Here is a 14,951-nt window from a genome sequence, read left to right as displayed (position 1 = left end):
TCGGAGAAGCGATGTCGAATCCGTTCGAGGATGAAAACGCGTCGTACGTCGTATTGATCAACGACGAACTGCAGTATTCGCTGTGGCCGGTGATCATCGACATTCCCGAAGGCTGGCGCGCGGTGTTCGGCGAGGCGGGGCGGAGCGCCTGCCTTGAGTACATCGACCAGCACTGGACGGACATGCGGCCCAAGAGCCTGGTGGACGCGATGAGCGCGGCGGCCGGCGACACGGTCCGCCGAGCCGGGTGATGGGCCCGGCCCGCGCGGAACGTGCGGCCGTGCCCCGCCCGCGGGTCCGGCCGGATCTGGACGGCCTGCCGCTGTTCCGGGGGCGGGCCGCCGAGGCCGGGATGATCGGCCTGGACCGCAACGAGTCGCCGTTCCCGCCGCCCGCCGCCGTCGCGGCCGCGATATCCGCCGCCGGAGAGCTGAACCGCTACCCCGACAACGCGTCCGCCGACCTCACGGCCCGGCTCGCCGAGCGGTACGGAGTGCCTTCGGCCGGCCTCACGCTCGGCGCCGGGTCGGTGGACCTGTGCGTGCGGCTGATCCAGATCACCTGCGGGCCGGGAGACGAAGTGGTCATCCCCTGGCGCTCCTTCGAGGTCTATCCCGCCATCGCCCGCACGGCGGGTGCCGTGGTGCGCCGGGTCCCGGTGACCGCCGGGCACGCCCTCGACCTGCCGGCCATGGCCGCGGCGATCACCGACCGCACCCGGCTGGTCTTCGTGTGCTCGCCGAACAACCCGACCGGGGCGGCGGTGACCCGCACCGACGTGGAGCGGTTCCTCGCCGAGATCCCGCCGGACGTCCTGATCGTCCTGGACGAGGCGTACGCGGAGTTCACCACCGGGGACGCCGACCCGCTCGACGGATTCGGTCTGGTGCGTGAGCTGCTGGGGCGGGGCCGGACCAACGTGGTCGCGCTGCGCACCTTCTCCAAGGCGTACGGACTGGCCGGGCTGCGGGTCGGCTACTGCCTCTCGGCCACCCCGGTGGCGGAACTGCTGGGCCGGGTCGCCGTCCCGTACGCGGTCGCCACCCTGGCGCAGCGCGCCGCGCTCGCGGCACTGGAGTGCGAGCAGGAGGTACGCGAGCGCTGCGGGTACCTCGTGGGGGAGCGGGAGCGGATGCGGGCCGCGCTGCTCGACGGCGGCTGGAACGTGCCGGTCAGCAGCGCCAACTTCCTCTGGCTGCCGCTCGGTCCGGCCGCGGAACCCTTCGCGGCGCACTGCCGGGGGCGGCGGATCCTGGTCAAGGCGTTCCCCGGCGAGGGGGTGCGGGTGACGGTCGGCGCGGACGCCGAGAACGATGCCTTCCTGGCCGCGGCACGGCAGTTCGCCCCGGCCGGTACGGCGCGGACCGCCCGGCGGGCCCCGTCCGGCTGAGGAGGAGACGGCCGACACGCCACCCCTGACTTCAACCATTGGTTGACAACCAGCAGTTGATGTCGTCACTATCCTCCCATGACCGATCATGCGGAGGGTCCCGACGCCCTGAGCCGCCCCGAGGACCCCGACCACGCCCGCGCGCGCCGGGAGCATGTGGCGCTGCGTCACGTGGCCGAGCGGGCGGCCGGCACCGACAAGCCGGATCCGGCGGGTCGTCCGACGGCCCAGGAGGCCGTCCACCTCATCGCCTCCTGGGCCGGGCGGTCCGGCGGTACGCCCGAGATAGACCGGGCCGACGTCATGGCGGCCCTCACGCTGCTCCCGCGAGCCCGCGCCGACCTGGACGTACTGGAGGCGAGCCTGCTGTTCGTCGCCCGGGACCTCGGGCTGACGTGGCAGGACATCGCCTACGGTCTCGGACTCCGGTCCCCCCAGGCGGCACAGAAGCGGGCCGGACGCGGCGTCCACGGCCCGGGCACGACCCCACCGGCCGGCCCCACGGTCCCAGCCGCAAGCGAACTCAAGGGTGAATGTGAACACTGAACTCGCGGTGGAGACCACCGGCGTGGTCAAGTCCTTCGGGGCGACCAAAGCCGTCGACGGCCTTGACCTGTCCGTCCCGGCCGGCGCCGTCTACGGGGTCCTCGGACCCAACGGCGCGGGCAAGACCACGACCCTGCGCATCCTGGCGACGCTCCTCGCCCCCGACTCCGGCAGCGCGCGGGTCTTCGGCCACGACGTGGTCCGCGAGGCGAACCGGGTGCGGGAGCGGATCAGCCTGACCGGCCAGTTCGCCAGCGTGGACAACGACCTCACGGGCGTGGAGAACCTGGTGCTCCTCGCCCGGCTGCACGGCTACCGCCGGGCGGCCGCCCGGGAACGGGCCCGCGACCTGCTGGAGGCGTTCGACCTGGTCGAGGCGGCGGAGCGGCCGGCCCGGGGATACAGCGGAGGGATGCGCCGCCGGCTCGACGTGGCCGCCGGGCTCATCGTGCGGCCCCAGCTGATGTTCCTGGACGAGCCGACCACGGGACTCGACCCGCGCAGCCGCAACGAGGTCTGGGACATCATCCGGGCCACCGTCCGGCGGGGTACGACCGTCCTGCTGACCACCCAGTACCTGGAAGAGGCCGACCAGCTGGCGCAGCGCGTCGCGGTCATCGACCACGGAAAGCTCGTCGCCGAGGGCACCCCCGACGAGTTGAAGCGATCGGTGGGACGCGGCTCCCTCCGTGTCGAGCTGCGCGACCCGCACGACCTGCCGGAGGCGAACCGCATCCTGACCGGCGCCCTGGGAGCGTCCGCCGAGAGCACCGGCCGGGCCGAACTCACCGTACGCGGAACCGATCCGCGGAGTGTGGCGCGCGCACTGGGTGAACTCACCCAGACCATCGAGGTGGACGACTTCTCCATGGACCGCCCGAGCCTGGACGAGGTGTTCCTCGCCCTGACCGGCCGCCCCGCCGTGTCCGAGGTCCCCCCGGCCCGCCGTCCCGGCCGCAAGCCGGGCTCCCAGGACGGCGGACCCGGCCGCCGGGACGCTAAAGCGAGCCGCTCCAGGAGCCGCCGCGCCGGCACGACCGCTCCGACGACCGAGGAGACCCGATGACTACCGCCACGCTGCCCACCGAGGCGGACGAGAGGCTGCGCCGGGTCCTCGGCGAGGACACCCGCCCCGAGCAGCGCCCCGGCGCCCTGTCGACGTCGCTGGCCCTCGGCTGGCGGGCCCTGGTGAAGATCAAGCGCTCACCGGGACAGATGTTCAACGCGACCATCACCCCGGTGATGTTCATGCTGATCTTCACCTACCTCTTCGGTGGTGCGATCTCCGGAAGCAGCCGTGAGTACCTGCAGTTCCTGCTGCCCGGAGTCCTGGTCCAAGGTGTGCTGTTCATCTCCACGCAGACCGGCGTGGCGCTCACCACCGATCTCCAGCAGGGCATCTTCGACCGCTTCAAGTCACTGCCGATCTGGCGGCCTTCACCGCTGACGGGCGCACTGATCGGCGATGTGGTCCGCTACCTGATCTCGTCGGTGGTCGTGGTCGCGGTCGGACTCGCGCTGGGGTTCCGGCCCGACGGCGGAGTGCTGGGGGTCGTCGGCGGTGTGCTCCTCGCCGTCCTCTTCGGCTTCTGCGTCTCGTGGATCTGGACGTTCCTCGGCCTGGTGCTGCGCACCCCGCAGGCCGTCTCCGCGCTCGGCATGATGCTGCTGTCGCTGCTGACCTTCGCCAGCAACATCTTCGCCGAGCCGACCACCATGCCCGGCTGGCTGAAGGCGTTTGTCGACATCAACCCCATCGGCTACGTGGTCACCGCCTCCCGCTCCCTGATGAGCGGCGACGGCGCGGCCGATGTCGGCCCCGCGCTCATCTCCTGCGCGGTGCTGCTGGTCGTGTTCGTGCCGCTCAGCCTGATGCGCTACAACAAGAGCGAATAAGTAAAAGGCAGAATTCTTTCCCGCGCGGCGGGCTGCTCCTCCAAGAGAATTCGAACATTTGCCGCCGGTGTGGACCATGGATAACATCGTCCGCACCGCACCGGAAATCGTTTGAATTCTCTTGGGGGAGTGCCGTGCTCAACAGTGAGAACGCCCGGACCGACATCCCTGAAATCGCCATGATCGACCCCGGCGTGCTGAAAGATCCGATCGCCGCCTACGGTGAGGCCAGGGAACGGTCCCCCATAGTGCGGCTGATGGCACCCGGATTCGGCTCGATATGGGCGGTCACCCGCCATGACGACGCCAAGGCCGTACTCAACGATCCGCGCCTCGCCATGACCGCCGACAGCTGGAACCAGCGCATACCGGATGACATCAAGCCGTACATGCTGACCATGTCGCACATGGACGGCGCCGACCACGGCCGGCTCCGCAAGCTCGCCGTGCGGGCCTTCACCGCTCGCCGCGTCGCCGCCCGCCGCGAGATGATCCGGCGGAGCACCGAGCGGCTGCTCGACGCGCTGCCCGGCCACGCCGAGGACGGCGCCGTCGACCTGCTGGAGCACTTCGCCCGGCCGCTGCCCACCTTCGTCGTCGGCGACGTGATGGGCATCCCCGAGGCGGACCGGCCCCTCTGGCGTGCCTACGTCGGCCGGATGAGCTCCGGCGCCACCTACGACGACGCCCTGCGCGACGCCGTCGAGGGAGCCAGGCAGGTCGTCGCGCTGCGCCGCGAGAAGCCCGGCGACGACCTCGTCTCCGACCTCCTCCAGGCGCAGGCCGAGTCCGCCGAGAGGATCACCGACACCGAGCTGATCACCATGGTGTGGCACACCGTCTTCGCAGGTCAGGACAACCTCGCGAATTTCATCGCCAACTCCGTGGTGGCCTTGCTCTCGCACCCGGAGCAACTCGCCGCCCTGCGCGCCGACCCGGGGCTGATGCCGCGTGCCGTCGAGGAGCTGATGCGCTGGCGGCCCCCGCTCCTGCTGACCGCCATCCGCTACGCCCTGGAGGACTTCGAGCTGTGCGGCGCACCGGTGCGCCGCGGGGACCCCGTGGTGGCGGTGATCGCCTCGGCCAACCGCGACCCGCGGGTCTTCGCCGACCCGGACACGCTCGACATCACCCGGCCCGCCGGCACCGCGGTCCAGTTCGGCTTCGGCCACGGCCCCCACTACTGCATCGGCGCGACGCTGGCCTCGGTGGAGGCGGAGGTGGCGCTCGGCGCCCTGCTGGACCGGTTCCCCGGGCTCGCACTGGCCGTCCCGCCCGAGGAGGTACCGAGGCTGCCCAACCCCGGCAGCTGGCACCTCACCGCCCTCCCGGTCACCCTCTGAGCCGCACACCGAAATCAACCCGTGGATTCGCAGAATCGACCGGAACGGCATTCAGCAGGTGTTCGGGTGATTCGTTGACGGCGCTCCGGGCGAACCATAGATTGACGACTGCCCGAATTCCCCGCCTCTCCGAAGGCGATTCATTGCGCCACCGCCGAGAGTTTCGGCAAGCGGGAGAGGCGCCGTGGGAATCGGGCTATGCAGGGGAGGTGAATCGATATGCGTTACCTGCACTGAAAGTAGGGACAAGACCGTGGGCCGTAGCCCGGCGTGGCCAACGTGCCGGGCTACGGCGCTGTGGACGGGGGTTGCAGAATGGCAGGGCCCGAAGGCACCGATATACCGGGCTTGATCGCACGCGCCGAGGAATTCGTACGGCTGTACTGCGCGGAGAACACCGACGAGCCCTCGCCCGCCGACCGCCTGGCGGAGATCCGCCACGAGATCCACCAGTCCGGCAGCTATGTGCACACCGCCCGGGAACTCGCCTTCGGCGCCCGGGTCGCCTGGCGCAACAGCAGCCGCTGTATCGGCCGGCTCTACTGGCCCAGCCTGGTCGTGCGGGACCTGCGCCGCGTCCGGACCGCCGAGGACATCCACCGCGAGTGCGTCGAACACCTGCGGCTCGCCTACAACGGCGGCCGGATCCGCCCCATGATCAGCGTCTTCGCCGCCGACGGCCCGGACGGCTCCGGCCCGCGCATCCACAACTCGCAGCTCATCCGGTACGCCGGCTACCGCGGACCGGGCGGCCGCATCACCGGCGACCCCGCCTCCGCTGACCTCACCGACCGGATCCGGGCGCTGGGCTGGCCCGACGGCCCGGGCACCCGCTTCGACGTGCTGCCGCTGCTCGTCCACACCCCGGCGGAACCGCCCCGTCTCTTCGCCCTCCCGCCCGACGCCGTGCGCGAGGTCCCGCTCCACCACCCCGACCACCCCTGGTTCGCCGACCTCGGCCTGCGCTGGCACGCGCTGCCGGTCATCTCCGACATGGTGCTGGAGATCGGCGGCATACGGTACGGCGCCGCCCCCTTCAACGGCTGGTACATGGGAACCGAGATCGGCGCCCGCAACCTCGTCGACCAGCACCGCTACGACCTGCTGCCCGAGATCGCCGACCGGATGGGCCTGGACCGCAGCACGGACCGGACCCTGTGGAAGGACCGCGCGCTGGTCGAGCTGAACGTGGCGGTGCTCCGGTCCTTCGAGCGGAGCGGCGTCACCATCACCGACCACCACACCGAGTCCGAGCGGTTCCTGCGCCACCTGCGCCGCGAGGAGAAGGCCGGACGCACGGTGCCCGCCGACTGGTCCTGGATCGTGCCCCCGGTCTCCGGCGGTGTGACCCCCGTCTTCCACCGCTACTACGACGACCACGAGTCGTCGCCCGCCTTCCTGCCACCCCCGGCCATCGGCCGCTGCCCGGTCACCGGACACGCTCCGGCGACCGGGGGCGAGCGGACCGGACCGGAACCACAGCCGCCCGTCAGCGTCGGCGCCAACACCGGAGACAGCCGTGACCGTATCGTCCGCCCCTGAGCACACCGACCCCCTCTTCAGCCCCCTCGACCCCGCCGTCCTCGCCGACCCCTACCCCGTCTACCGGCGCCTGCGGGAGGCCCGGCCGGTCTACTGGCACGCCGGCCTGGACTCCTGGCTGCTGACCCGGCACGCCGACTGCACGGCGGTCCTGCGCGACCCCGGCCGGTTCAGCACCGACTTCCGGAAGATCGGCATCCCCACCCCGCCGACCCTGCTCAGCCTGCAGACCCTCGACCCGCCGGACCAGACCCCGCTGCGCCACCTCGCCCTCGACGCGGTACGCGCCCAGGACCTCGACGCCCTGCGCAAGGAACTCACCTCGTTCGCCGACCAGTTGCTCGACGAACTGGCCGGACGGGAATCCTTCGACTTCATCCACGACTACGCCGACGTGTTCACCCTGCGCGCCATCACCCGGTTCATCGGCGTCGAACCACCCGAGACCGACGAGGCGTTCGCCCGCTTCAACGACGACCTCGACCACAGCATGGACGCCCAGCTCGACCCCGACGCGGAGGAGCCCGGGCTGCGCGCCCGCGCCCACTTCAACGGCCTGGTGCGCGACTGGCTCGCCGCCCCCGGCCCGCACGGGGTCCTCCCCGAGGTGGTGCGGCGGCTGCCCGGGTCGGGAGTGGAGGCCGACGACGTCCTGGTCAACTCGGTACGCGCCTTCTTCCACGCCGGCTTCGAAGTGCCCAGCCGCTTCCTCGGCAACGCCCTGGCCGCCCTGCTCACCACGCCCGGCGCCTGGCAGCAGCTGGTCCGCGGTGAGGTGGGTGTCGACACCGCCGTCGAGGAACTGATCCGCTACGTCGGACCGGTCCAGGCGCTGGCCCGCGCCTGCGTCGAGGACACCGAGCTGGGCGGGGTGAGCGTCAAGGCGGGCCAGGTGGTGACCGCCCTGATCGGCGCGGCCAACCGGGACCCCGACCAGTTCCCCGACCCGGAGACCCTGCGGCTGGACCGCAAACCCAGCAACCACCTGGGCTTCGGCCGCGGCGCGCACTCCTGCCTCGGCCTCAACGTCGCCCGCATGGAAGCCCAGGTGACGCTCGCAGCCCTGCTGCGGCACCCCGGTGTCCGCCCGGCGGGCGAGCCGGTGGTCCGGCCCAACGGCACGCTGCGCGGGCTCTCCCGGCTGCCCCTCACCTGCGGTTGATCCGAAGGGGTATCGGCAGCGATGGAGACCGCGAGCGGGACCAACGAGACAGCTATGGAGCCGCCCCCGTCGGCCCAGGACGCAGGCGCCGCACGTCTGGCCGCGCTGGCCACCGGCCTCGGCCTCGGCGACCGGAGCGCCGTCTGTACAGAGGCGTTCCGGGACATGACCCGTTCATGGGGCGCGGCCACCGCCGCGGAGCTCGCCGAGTCCGACGTGTCGTCCGACGGCTCGCCGCTGGAGTTCGCCGTCGGCTTCGACGACGAACTCGCCCTCCAGTTCGCGGTGGAGGCCCTGAGCCCCGGAGACCGCCCGGTCGACCGGGTCGTCTCCGCCCGCGCCGCCATGGACCGCCTGGTCCGCCGGCACGAGGCGGACGAGCGCCGATGGGCACAGGTCGCCGACCTGTACCTGCCGGAGAAACCCGCCACCGAACACGTCGCCATGTTCGGCGCCGAGGTACGACAGCACGGGGACCCCCAGTTCAAGGTCTGGTTCTATCCGGCCGTGGGCGGCCCCGACCGGGCCGCGGAGCTGTGCGAACAGGGCCTCGCGGCCGTCGGCCTCGGCGCGGCCTGGACCGCTGTGGCCGACCATATGCCGCGCGGCGAACGGCTCGACCGGCCGGTGATGTTCTCGCTCGACCTCTCGGCGGCCCCCGAGGCGCGGGTCAAGCTGTACTTCCGGCACTACGCCACCGACGCCGACCGCCTGGCCGAACTGATGGCACCGTACCCGGGGTTCGAGGCATCCCCGGTCCGCGAGTTCTGCCGTGTGATGCTCCCCGAGGCGGCCGCCGACCTCTCTCCCCAACCACCGGTCACCTGCCTGTCGTTCACCGGCGCCCGCCCCACCGCCGCCGCCGGGGCGACCGTCTACCTGCCGATGTGGACCTACGCCCCGGACGACGAGGTCGTGCGCCGCCGGATGAACGACGCCCTGGCCGCCTGCGGCCGGCCGTCCGCACCGTACGAGCGGGCGCTGCGCGCGGTGGCGAACCGTCCGCTCGACACGGCACGCGGCATCCACAACTACGTGGCCTGGCGGCCGGGCCCCGGCCGCCCCAGGCTCAAGGCGTACTTCTCACCGGAACTCCGGCACGCGGATCCGATGGCCAGGTACGCCATCGACGCCCAGGAATGATCCGTCCGAACACTGTGGCACCCCGCGGGCCCGTGCCATAATCGTCACTTGTGTATGAGCCTGTGGTGGACGCGTGGAAGCGCTATTCGGGATTGCTGAACAAGCCGCCGACCTCCTGGCGCGCATCGCCGGGTGTACTGGCGGAAATCCATACCCGATTCGGGCAGCTGGACATGTTGATGGAATCCATCGTCTCGGTGCTGGACTCCACCTCATGGGCGCCGGCGGACGACAGGGAGACCACCGCGGACGAACGCCGGCGTTTTCTTGAGGCATGGGACTGGGCGTCGGTGTACACCGACGCCTTCTACTTTTTCGGCTGGCGCACCGTCGATCTGCTCAACGGTGCGGTGGACGGACCCCTGCCCGGCCTCGAACCGATCCGGCCGCCCGGTCTCCTCGCGGTCCGCCATTCCCTGCACGACCACCCCGAGGGCCAGGGCGACTACTACCGGCACGGACTGGAACTCCGGGAAGAGGCCTTGGAGAAGATCAACCGTGCCGCCGACGCGCTCGAAGCGGGCGGCGGCGGCCCGGAGCCGGGTCCGCGGTGACCCCGCTCGCCCGGCATCCGGTCCGCGCGCTCACTTCAGCAGCTCGACGACCGGGGCGAAGGCCTCCAGCCACGGCTCCAGGACCACGATGTAGCTGAACCCGAACCGCTCCCGGTACTCCAGCAGCCGATCGGCGATCTCCCGCTCCGTCCCGATCAGCCAGGCCGGCGCGGCGAGCAGCTGCTCGGGAGTGAAGTGCGCCAGCGGATGCCGGGCCCACTCCTCGGCGGTGCCCCGCGGATCGTCCGTCACGATCACCTGCTGCACCAGCAGATTCAGCTCCACCTCGGCGGCCCTGGACCCCAACTGCTCCCGGACCAGCGCCACTCGATCGTCCAGCTCCTCCGGGCTCGCCAGCTGCGGGAACTCCCCGCGCCCCGCGAAGATGCCGGTGAAGCCGATGATGTCGGCATGCTCGGCGGCCAGCCGCAGCACCCGGTCGCCGTTCCCCGCCACCAGCAGCGGCGGACCGCCCGGCCGGACCGGCTGCGGGGAGTGGTCGGGGTTCACCATCAGCCCGCGCAGCTCCTTCACCGTGTGCTCCAGCCGGTCGACGCGCTCCCCGGCGGACGGGAACGGGACGCCGTCGGAGCCGGTGCCCTGCCGGATGGACCCGGCCGCCAGCCCCACCTCCAGCCGGCCGTCGGTCAGCAGATCGGTACCGGCCACCTCCCGGGCCAGCAGCACCGGGTTGTGGAAGGCCGCGTTGAGGACGAAGGTGCTGACCCGGATCCGCTCGGTGGCCTCGGCGGCGGCCACCAGGGCGGGGAACGGAGGGGGCGCCCCCAAGTGGTCGGGTACGCCCAGCACATCGAACCCCAGGTCCTCGACCTTGCGGGATTTTTCCGCCCACGCACGCCGTGGAGCGGGCATGACGAGATTGACGCCGAAACGGAACGGACGATTCTCGGGAAGAGTCATGCGGCGACGTTAGCAGCGGCACCGGAATCCCAGAATATTCCCGCCCTATCGCACCGGAAGAAACTCCGGATCCGGCTGCCCACCACCGCTGTTCAAATTCGATGAACTTGACACCGGCAAGCCGGATGATCGACTCTCGATGCGAATGTCGCCTGTCCCGCTGTATTTATCGTGCTGGGTGAAGGGATCTTTCGTGGGCTCAGAAAAGGCGGACACAGAAAAAACCGCAGGAAAATCGGCGGCACCCCCGCCCTATTCCCAGGACGACGGAGAAGCGCTCCAGGACTGGTTCCGCACCATGCGCGACGAGCAGCCCGTCCACCAGGATCCCGTGACCGGCGCGTGGCTGGTTCTCCGCTACGCCGACGTCGTCGCGGCCAGCCTCGACCACGCCACGTACTCCTCGGAACTGTGGCGCGCCTACCCCGCCGAGTGGGGCAAGGGCGACACCTGGGGCGAAGGCAGGCTCACCGAGATGGACCCGCCGAAACACCGGCTGCTGCGAGGCGTGATCGGCAAGGCGTTCACCAACCGGACGGTCGCCGGTCTCGCCCCCGAGATCGAGGCCACCGTGGAACGCCTGCTCGACGCCGTCGACGACCGCGCCGAGATCGACGTGGCCCGCGACCTGGCCGACCCGCTGCCGGTCATGGTGATCGCCGAGCTGATCGGACTGCCCTTCGAGGACCGTGAGTTGCTGCGCGGCTGGGCCGACCGGCTGCTCTCGTTCGAAGTCGGCGACCTGGCCGGGGAGGAGCTCGTCAAGGCCATCGACGCGGCCGGCGCGGAACTGCTCGCCTACCTCCGCGAGCACTACCGACTGCGGCGCGCCGCCCCCAAGGACGACCTCTTCAGCAGGCTCGCCACGGCGGAGGTGGACGGCGAACGGCTCACCGAGGACGCCGTGGTCAACCTCGGCAAGCTGCTGCTCATCGGCGGACACGTCACCACCGCCTGCTCCCTCGCCAGCCTTGTCTTCGAACTGCTGCGCCACCCCGATGCGCTGACCGCCCTACGGCAGGACGCCGAGCTGATACCGGCCGCCATCGAGGAATCGGTCCGCTACCGGCCCGCCGTGGTGAACAGCCTGCGCATGACCACCCGCGAGACCCGGCTCGCCGATGTCACCATCCCGGCCGGCCAGTTCGTCTCCCTCTCCGCGCTCTCGGCCAACCACGACGAGCGGCAGTTCGACGCTCCCGAGCACTTCGACATCGGCCGGCAGCACAACCAGCACGTCGGGTTCGGTCAAGGCGTCCACTACTGCCTGGGCGCCCCACTGGCCCGTACGGAGATACGGATCGCGCTCGCCGCACTGCTGCGGCGGTTCCCGGTGCTGGAACGGACCGACGGGCCCCTCCAGTACTACCGGAACCCGAGCATCGCCGGACTCAGGTCCTTCCCGGTGGCCGTCGGCCGAGGCTGAGCACCACCCTCCGGCCCGGCCGCCACCCGGCCACCACACACTCCCGGCGCACCGCACCCATCACCACTCCGCCGTACCGCGCACCACTCGGACCTCAGGGGCAGAAGGATTCACCATGCGACACGTTGACGAGTCGAACACGAGCGGACGGTCCGACGGCGGAAGCACGAACCCGGGTGCGGCACTCACCCCGGTCACGCTGCCGGACATCTTCGAGGCCCGGGTCGCGGCGACCCCGCACGCGGGCGCCGTCTCCGCAGGCACCCTCGCCTGGACGTACGCCGAACTCGACGCACACGCCAACCGCATCGCCTGGTGGCTCATCGGCGGCGGCGCGGGCCCCGACGACCGGGTCGCCGTCGCCCTGCCCCGAGGCGCCGCACACATCGCCGCCCTGCTCGGCATCATGAAGGCCGGAGCCGCGTACGTACCTCTGGACCCCGAGCAGCCCACCGAGCGCCTCGCCCACCTGCTACGGGACATCGCCCCCCAAGCCGTCCTGCTCCCCGGCGACCTCGCCCACCGCCTCCCCCCGGGCGACGCCCGCCCGCTCCTGCTCGACGGCCCCGACACCAACCCCGCCCTCGCCGCCTGCCCCGCCTCCGCACCCCGCGACGCCGACCGGGCCAGGCCACTGCTCCCGCAGCACCTCGCGTACGTCATCCACACCTCCGGCTCCACCGGCACCCCGAAACCCGTGGGCGTCCCGCACACGGGCTTCGCCGCCCTCGCGGCGACGGCAACCCGCCACCAGGCCACCACCGCCGGCTCCCGCGTACTCCAACTGGCGCCCGCCACCTTCGACGTGGCCGTCTGGGAACTGCTCACCACCATCGCCGGCGGAGGCACCATCGTCGTCCCCGAACAGCACCGGCTCCTAGGCGAGGAACTCGCCCACGTGCTGGCCGCCGAGCGGATCAGCCACGTCACCCTGCCCGTCCCCGTCCTCGCCACCCTTCCCCCGGGCACCGAGGCCGCCCTGCCCGCACTGCGCCGGATACACATCGGCGGCGAAAGCTGCCCGCCCGACCTCGTACGCCGGTGGTCCGCCGACCGTGAACTGGTCAACGGATACGGCACCACCGAATGCTCGGTCGCCACCACCCTCACCGGCCCCCTCGCCGCTGCCCGGACCACCCCCGACGGCAGCGCCGCCCAGGTCCCGATCGGAACCCCGGTCGCGGAGGTCCGGGTGTTCGTCCTGGACGACGGCCTCTCCCCGGTGCCGCCCGGCATCCCGGGTGAGCTGTACGTGACCGGTCCCGGGTTGGCGCGGGGGTATGGGGGGCGGCCGGGTCTGACGGCGGAGCGGTTCGTGGCGTGCCCGTTCGGGGTGGCCGGCGGCCGGATGTACCGGACCGGCGACGTCGTGCGGTGGAACGCCGACGCCCAGCTGGAGTTCATGGGCCGGGTGGATGACCAGGTGAAGGTGCGGGGGTTCCGGGTGGAGCCGGGAGAGGTGGAGGAGGCGCTGCGGCGGCTGCCCGCCGTGGCACAGACCGTGGTGCTGCCGTCCGCGCACCCGACCGGAGACACCAGGCTTGTCGCGTACGTCGTTCCGGCGGCCGGTGCCGAGGTGACGCCCGCGTCGCTGCGTGCTGAACTGGCCGCGGTGCTGCCGGAGTACCTCGTGCCCTCCGCCGTGGTCGTCCTGGACGCGCTGCCGCTGACGCCGAACGGGAAGGTCGACCGGGCCGCGCTGCCTACCCCGGCATACGATGGCACCGGAACGTCCCGCGCACCGCGCACCCGGACGGAAGAGGTGCTGTGCGGCCTCTTCGCAGACGTTCTGGGTGTGTCGTCGGTGGGGGTGGAGGACAGCTTCTTCGACCTCGGCGGACACTCGCTGCTGGCGACGCGGTTGGTGAGCCGGGTGCGGCGGGTGCTGGGGGTGGAGCTGCCGTTGCGGGTGCTGTTCGAGGCGCCGACGGTCGCCGAGCTGGTCCGTCGTCTCGGCCGGGGTGAGGTGCGTCCGGCGCTGGTCGCGCGGGAGCGTCCGGAGCTGCTGCCGTTGTCGTTCGCGCAGCAGCGGCTGTGGTTCATGCACAAGCTCGAAGGCACCTCCGCCACGTACAACATGCCGCTGGCGCTCCGGCTCACCGGCGACCTCGACCGGGCCGCGCTGGAAACGGCGATCAACGACCTCGTCACCCGGCACGAGCCCCTGCGCACCGTCTTCTCGGAGACCGCGGGCCGCCCCTTCCAGCGGGTCCTCCCCGCGGACCGGGCCCACCTGACCCTGCACACCAGCACCGTCGACCGCGACCGCCTCGACGACGAGCTCCGCACCGCCGCCCGGTACCCCTTCGACCTCGCGGCCGAGATCCCCGTCAAGGCATGGCTCTTCCCGGTCGAGGACGACCCGGCCGCCACCGTCCTCCTTCTCGTTCTGCATCACATCGCGGGGGACGGCTGGTCGGCGGGTCCGCTGGCGCGGGACCTGGTGGCGGCGTACGCGGCCCGCGCGGGCGGGCGGGCGCCGGAGTGGTCGGTGCTGCCGGTGCAGTACGCGGACTACACCATGTGGCAGCACGAGGTGCTGGGCGAGGTGGGAGACGCGGGCAGTGCGATGGAAACACAGCTCGGCTACTGGTCCGAGCGGTTGGCCGGGCTCCCGGACGAGGTCACGGTGCCGGGGGACCGGCCGCGTCCGCTTTCGGCGTCGTACGACGGTGGCGTGGTGCCGTTCGAGGTCGGGGCGGATCTGCACGCGGGCCTGAGGGAGCTGGCACGCACGGCGGACGCCACGCTGTTCATGGTGTTGCAGGCGGGTCTGGCCGCGCTGCTGGGGCGGCTCGGCGCGGGGTCGGATGTCGTGGTGGGTTCGCCGGTGGCCGGCCGCACGGACGAGGGGCTGGACCGTCTCGTCGGCCTGTTCGTGAATACGTTGGTGGTGCGGACGGATGTGTCGGGGGATCCGTCGTTCGAGGTGTTGTTGGGGCGGGTGCGTGAGGCGTGCTTGGAGGCGTATGCGCATCAGGATGTGCCGTTCGAGTTGGTGGTGGAGCGGCTGAATCCGGTGCGTTCT

General features: G+C 71.6%; 13 protein-coding genes. 12 read left to right on the top strand and 1 reads right to left on the bottom strand.

Translation table 11 applies throughout. From position 1 onward, the window contains the following. Window positions 1-11: 11 nt before the first annotated feature. The 10 genes from ABZ267_RS32550 to ABZ267_RS32505 all read left to right on the top strand — a co-directional run bounded on the left by ABZ267_RS32550 (window position 12) and on the right by ABZ267_RS32505 (window position 9,576). Entirely contained in the window at window positions 12-251 is a 240-nt protein-coding gene (locus ABZ267_RS32550) for an MbtH family protein (protein WP_356755512.1), read from the top strand. 29 nt (window positions 252-280) lie between these two features. Beyond that, window positions 281-1,390, top strand: a complete 1,110-nt coding sequence (locus ABZ267_RS32545) for a histidinol-phosphate transaminase (protein ID WP_356755514.1) — start codon at window positions 281-283, stop codon at window positions 1,388-1,390. Between the two features lie 78 nt (window positions 1,391-1,468). Then, window positions 1,469-1,936 carry a DNA-binding protein gene (locus tag ABZ267_RS32540; protein WP_356755516.1) on the top strand — a complete coding sequence of 156 codons (468 nt, stop codon included), beginning with the start codon at window positions 1,469-1,471 and terminating at the stop codon, window positions 1,934-1,936. Continuing rightward, window positions 1,920-3,002, top strand: coding sequence for an ATP-binding cassette domain-containing protein (locus ABZ267_RS32535; RefSeq protein WP_356755517.1), 1,083 nt, complete (start codon window positions 1,920-1,922; stop codon window positions 3,000-3,002). Before ABZ267_RS32540 ends, ABZ267_RS32535 begins: the two co-directional genes overlap by 17 nt. Continuing rightward, window positions 2,999-3,832: an ABC transporter permease gene (locus ABZ267_RS32530; RefSeq protein WP_356755519.1), complete on the top strand. Its 834-nt coding sequence runs from the start codon at window positions 2,999-3,001 to the stop codon at window positions 3,830-3,832. Before ABZ267_RS32535 ends, ABZ267_RS32530 begins: the two co-directional genes overlap by 4 nt. A gap of 134 nt (window positions 3,833-3,966) precedes the next feature. Continuing rightward, window positions 3,967-5,175, top strand: a complete 1,209-nt coding sequence (locus ABZ267_RS32525; RefSeq protein ID WP_356755521.1) for a cytochrome P450 — start codon at window positions 3,967-3,969, stop codon at window positions 5,173-5,175. 348 nt (window positions 5,176-5,523) lie between these two features. Beyond that, window positions 5,524-6,717 carry a nitric oxide synthase oxygenase gene (locus ABZ267_RS32520; RefSeq protein ID WP_356755522.1) on the top strand — a complete coding sequence of 398 codons (1,194 nt, stop codon included), beginning with the start codon at window positions 5,524-5,526 and terminating at the stop codon, window positions 6,715-6,717. Then, on the top strand, window positions 6,695-7,879 hold the full coding sequence (locus ABZ267_RS32515; RefSeq protein WP_356755524.1) for a cytochrome P450: 1,185 nt from the start codon (window positions 6,695-6,697) through the stop codon (window positions 7,877-7,879). Before ABZ267_RS32520 ends, ABZ267_RS32515 begins: the two co-directional genes overlap by 23 nt. A 21-nt stretch (window positions 7,880-7,900) precedes the next feature. Then, the gene (locus ABZ267_RS32510; protein ID WP_356755526.1) at window positions 7,901-9,022 is read left to right on the top strand and encodes a tryptophan dimethylallyltransferase family protein; all 1,122 of its coding nucleotides are present in this window, start codon (window positions 7,901-7,903) and stop codon (window positions 9,020-9,022) included. A gap of 65 nt (window positions 9,023-9,087) precedes the next feature. Beyond that, window positions 9,088-9,576, top strand: coding sequence for a hypothetical protein (locus ABZ267_RS32505; protein ID WP_356755528.1), 489 nt, complete (start codon window positions 9,088-9,090; stop codon window positions 9,574-9,576). Between the two features lie 30 nt (window positions 9,577-9,606). Here the strand turns inward: ABZ267_RS32505 and ABZ267_RS32500 are convergent, their stop codons facing one another. Continuing rightward, a complete protein-coding gene (locus tag ABZ267_RS32500; RefSeq protein ID WP_356755530.1) occupies window positions 9,607-10,497 on the bottom strand; it encodes an LLM class F420-dependent oxidoreductase in 891 nt (296 codons plus the stop codon). A 298-nt stretch (window positions 10,498-10,795) separates the two neighbouring features. Here ABZ267_RS32500 and ABZ267_RS32495 point away from each other — a divergent pair, with 298 nt between their 5' ends. Both ABZ267_RS32495 and ABZ267_RS32490 read left to right on the top strand, forming a co-directional pair. Next, on the top strand, window positions 10,796-11,923 hold the full coding sequence (locus ABZ267_RS32495; RefSeq protein WP_356755532.1) for a cytochrome P450: 1,128 nt from the start codon (window positions 10,796-10,798) through the stop codon (window positions 11,921-11,923). Window positions 11,924-12,038: 115 nt separating this feature from the next. Continuing rightward, window positions 12,039-14,951 (top strand): amino acid adenylation domain-containing protein (locus ABZ267_RS32490; RefSeq protein WP_356755534.1); only part of this gene is annotated, 2,913 nt, incomplete at its 3' end.

It is taken from the genome of Streptomyces sp. NPDC006174 (genome assembly GCF_040614075.1).
Classification (GTDB): domain Bacteria; phylum Actinomycetota; class Actinomycetes; order Streptomycetales; family Streptomycetaceae; genus Streptomyces.
This window is presented reverse-complemented; position numbering and strand designations above follow the sequence as displayed.

What these genes read in the sequence shown, in the direction of transcription:
- ABZ267_RS32495 (WP_356755532.1), top strand. Translation starts at nt 10,796, where the DNA reads ATGCGCGACGAGCAGCCCGTCCACCAGGATCCCGTGACCGGCGCGTGG.
- ABZ267_RS32550 (WP_356755512.1), top strand. Translation starts at nt 12, where the DNA reads ATGTCGAATCCGTTCGAGGATGAAAACGCGTCGTACGTCGTATTGATC.
- ABZ267_RS32510 (WP_356755526.1), top strand. Translation starts at nt 7,901, where the DNA reads ATGGAGACCGCGAGCGGGACCAACGAGACAGCTATGGAGCCGCCCCCG.
- ABZ267_RS32500 (WP_356755530.1), bottom strand. Translation starts at nt 10,497, where the DNA reads ATGACTCTTCCCGAGAATCGTCCGTTCCGTTTCGGCGTCAATCTCGTC.
- ABZ267_RS32530 (WP_356755519.1), top strand. Translation starts at nt 2,999, where the DNA reads ATGACTACCGCCACGCTGCCCACCGAGGCGGACGAGAGGCTGCGCCGG.
- ABZ267_RS32540 (WP_356755516.1), top strand. Translation starts at nt 1,469, where the DNA reads ATGACCGATCATGCGGAGGGTCCCGACGCCCTGAGCCGCCCCGAGGAC.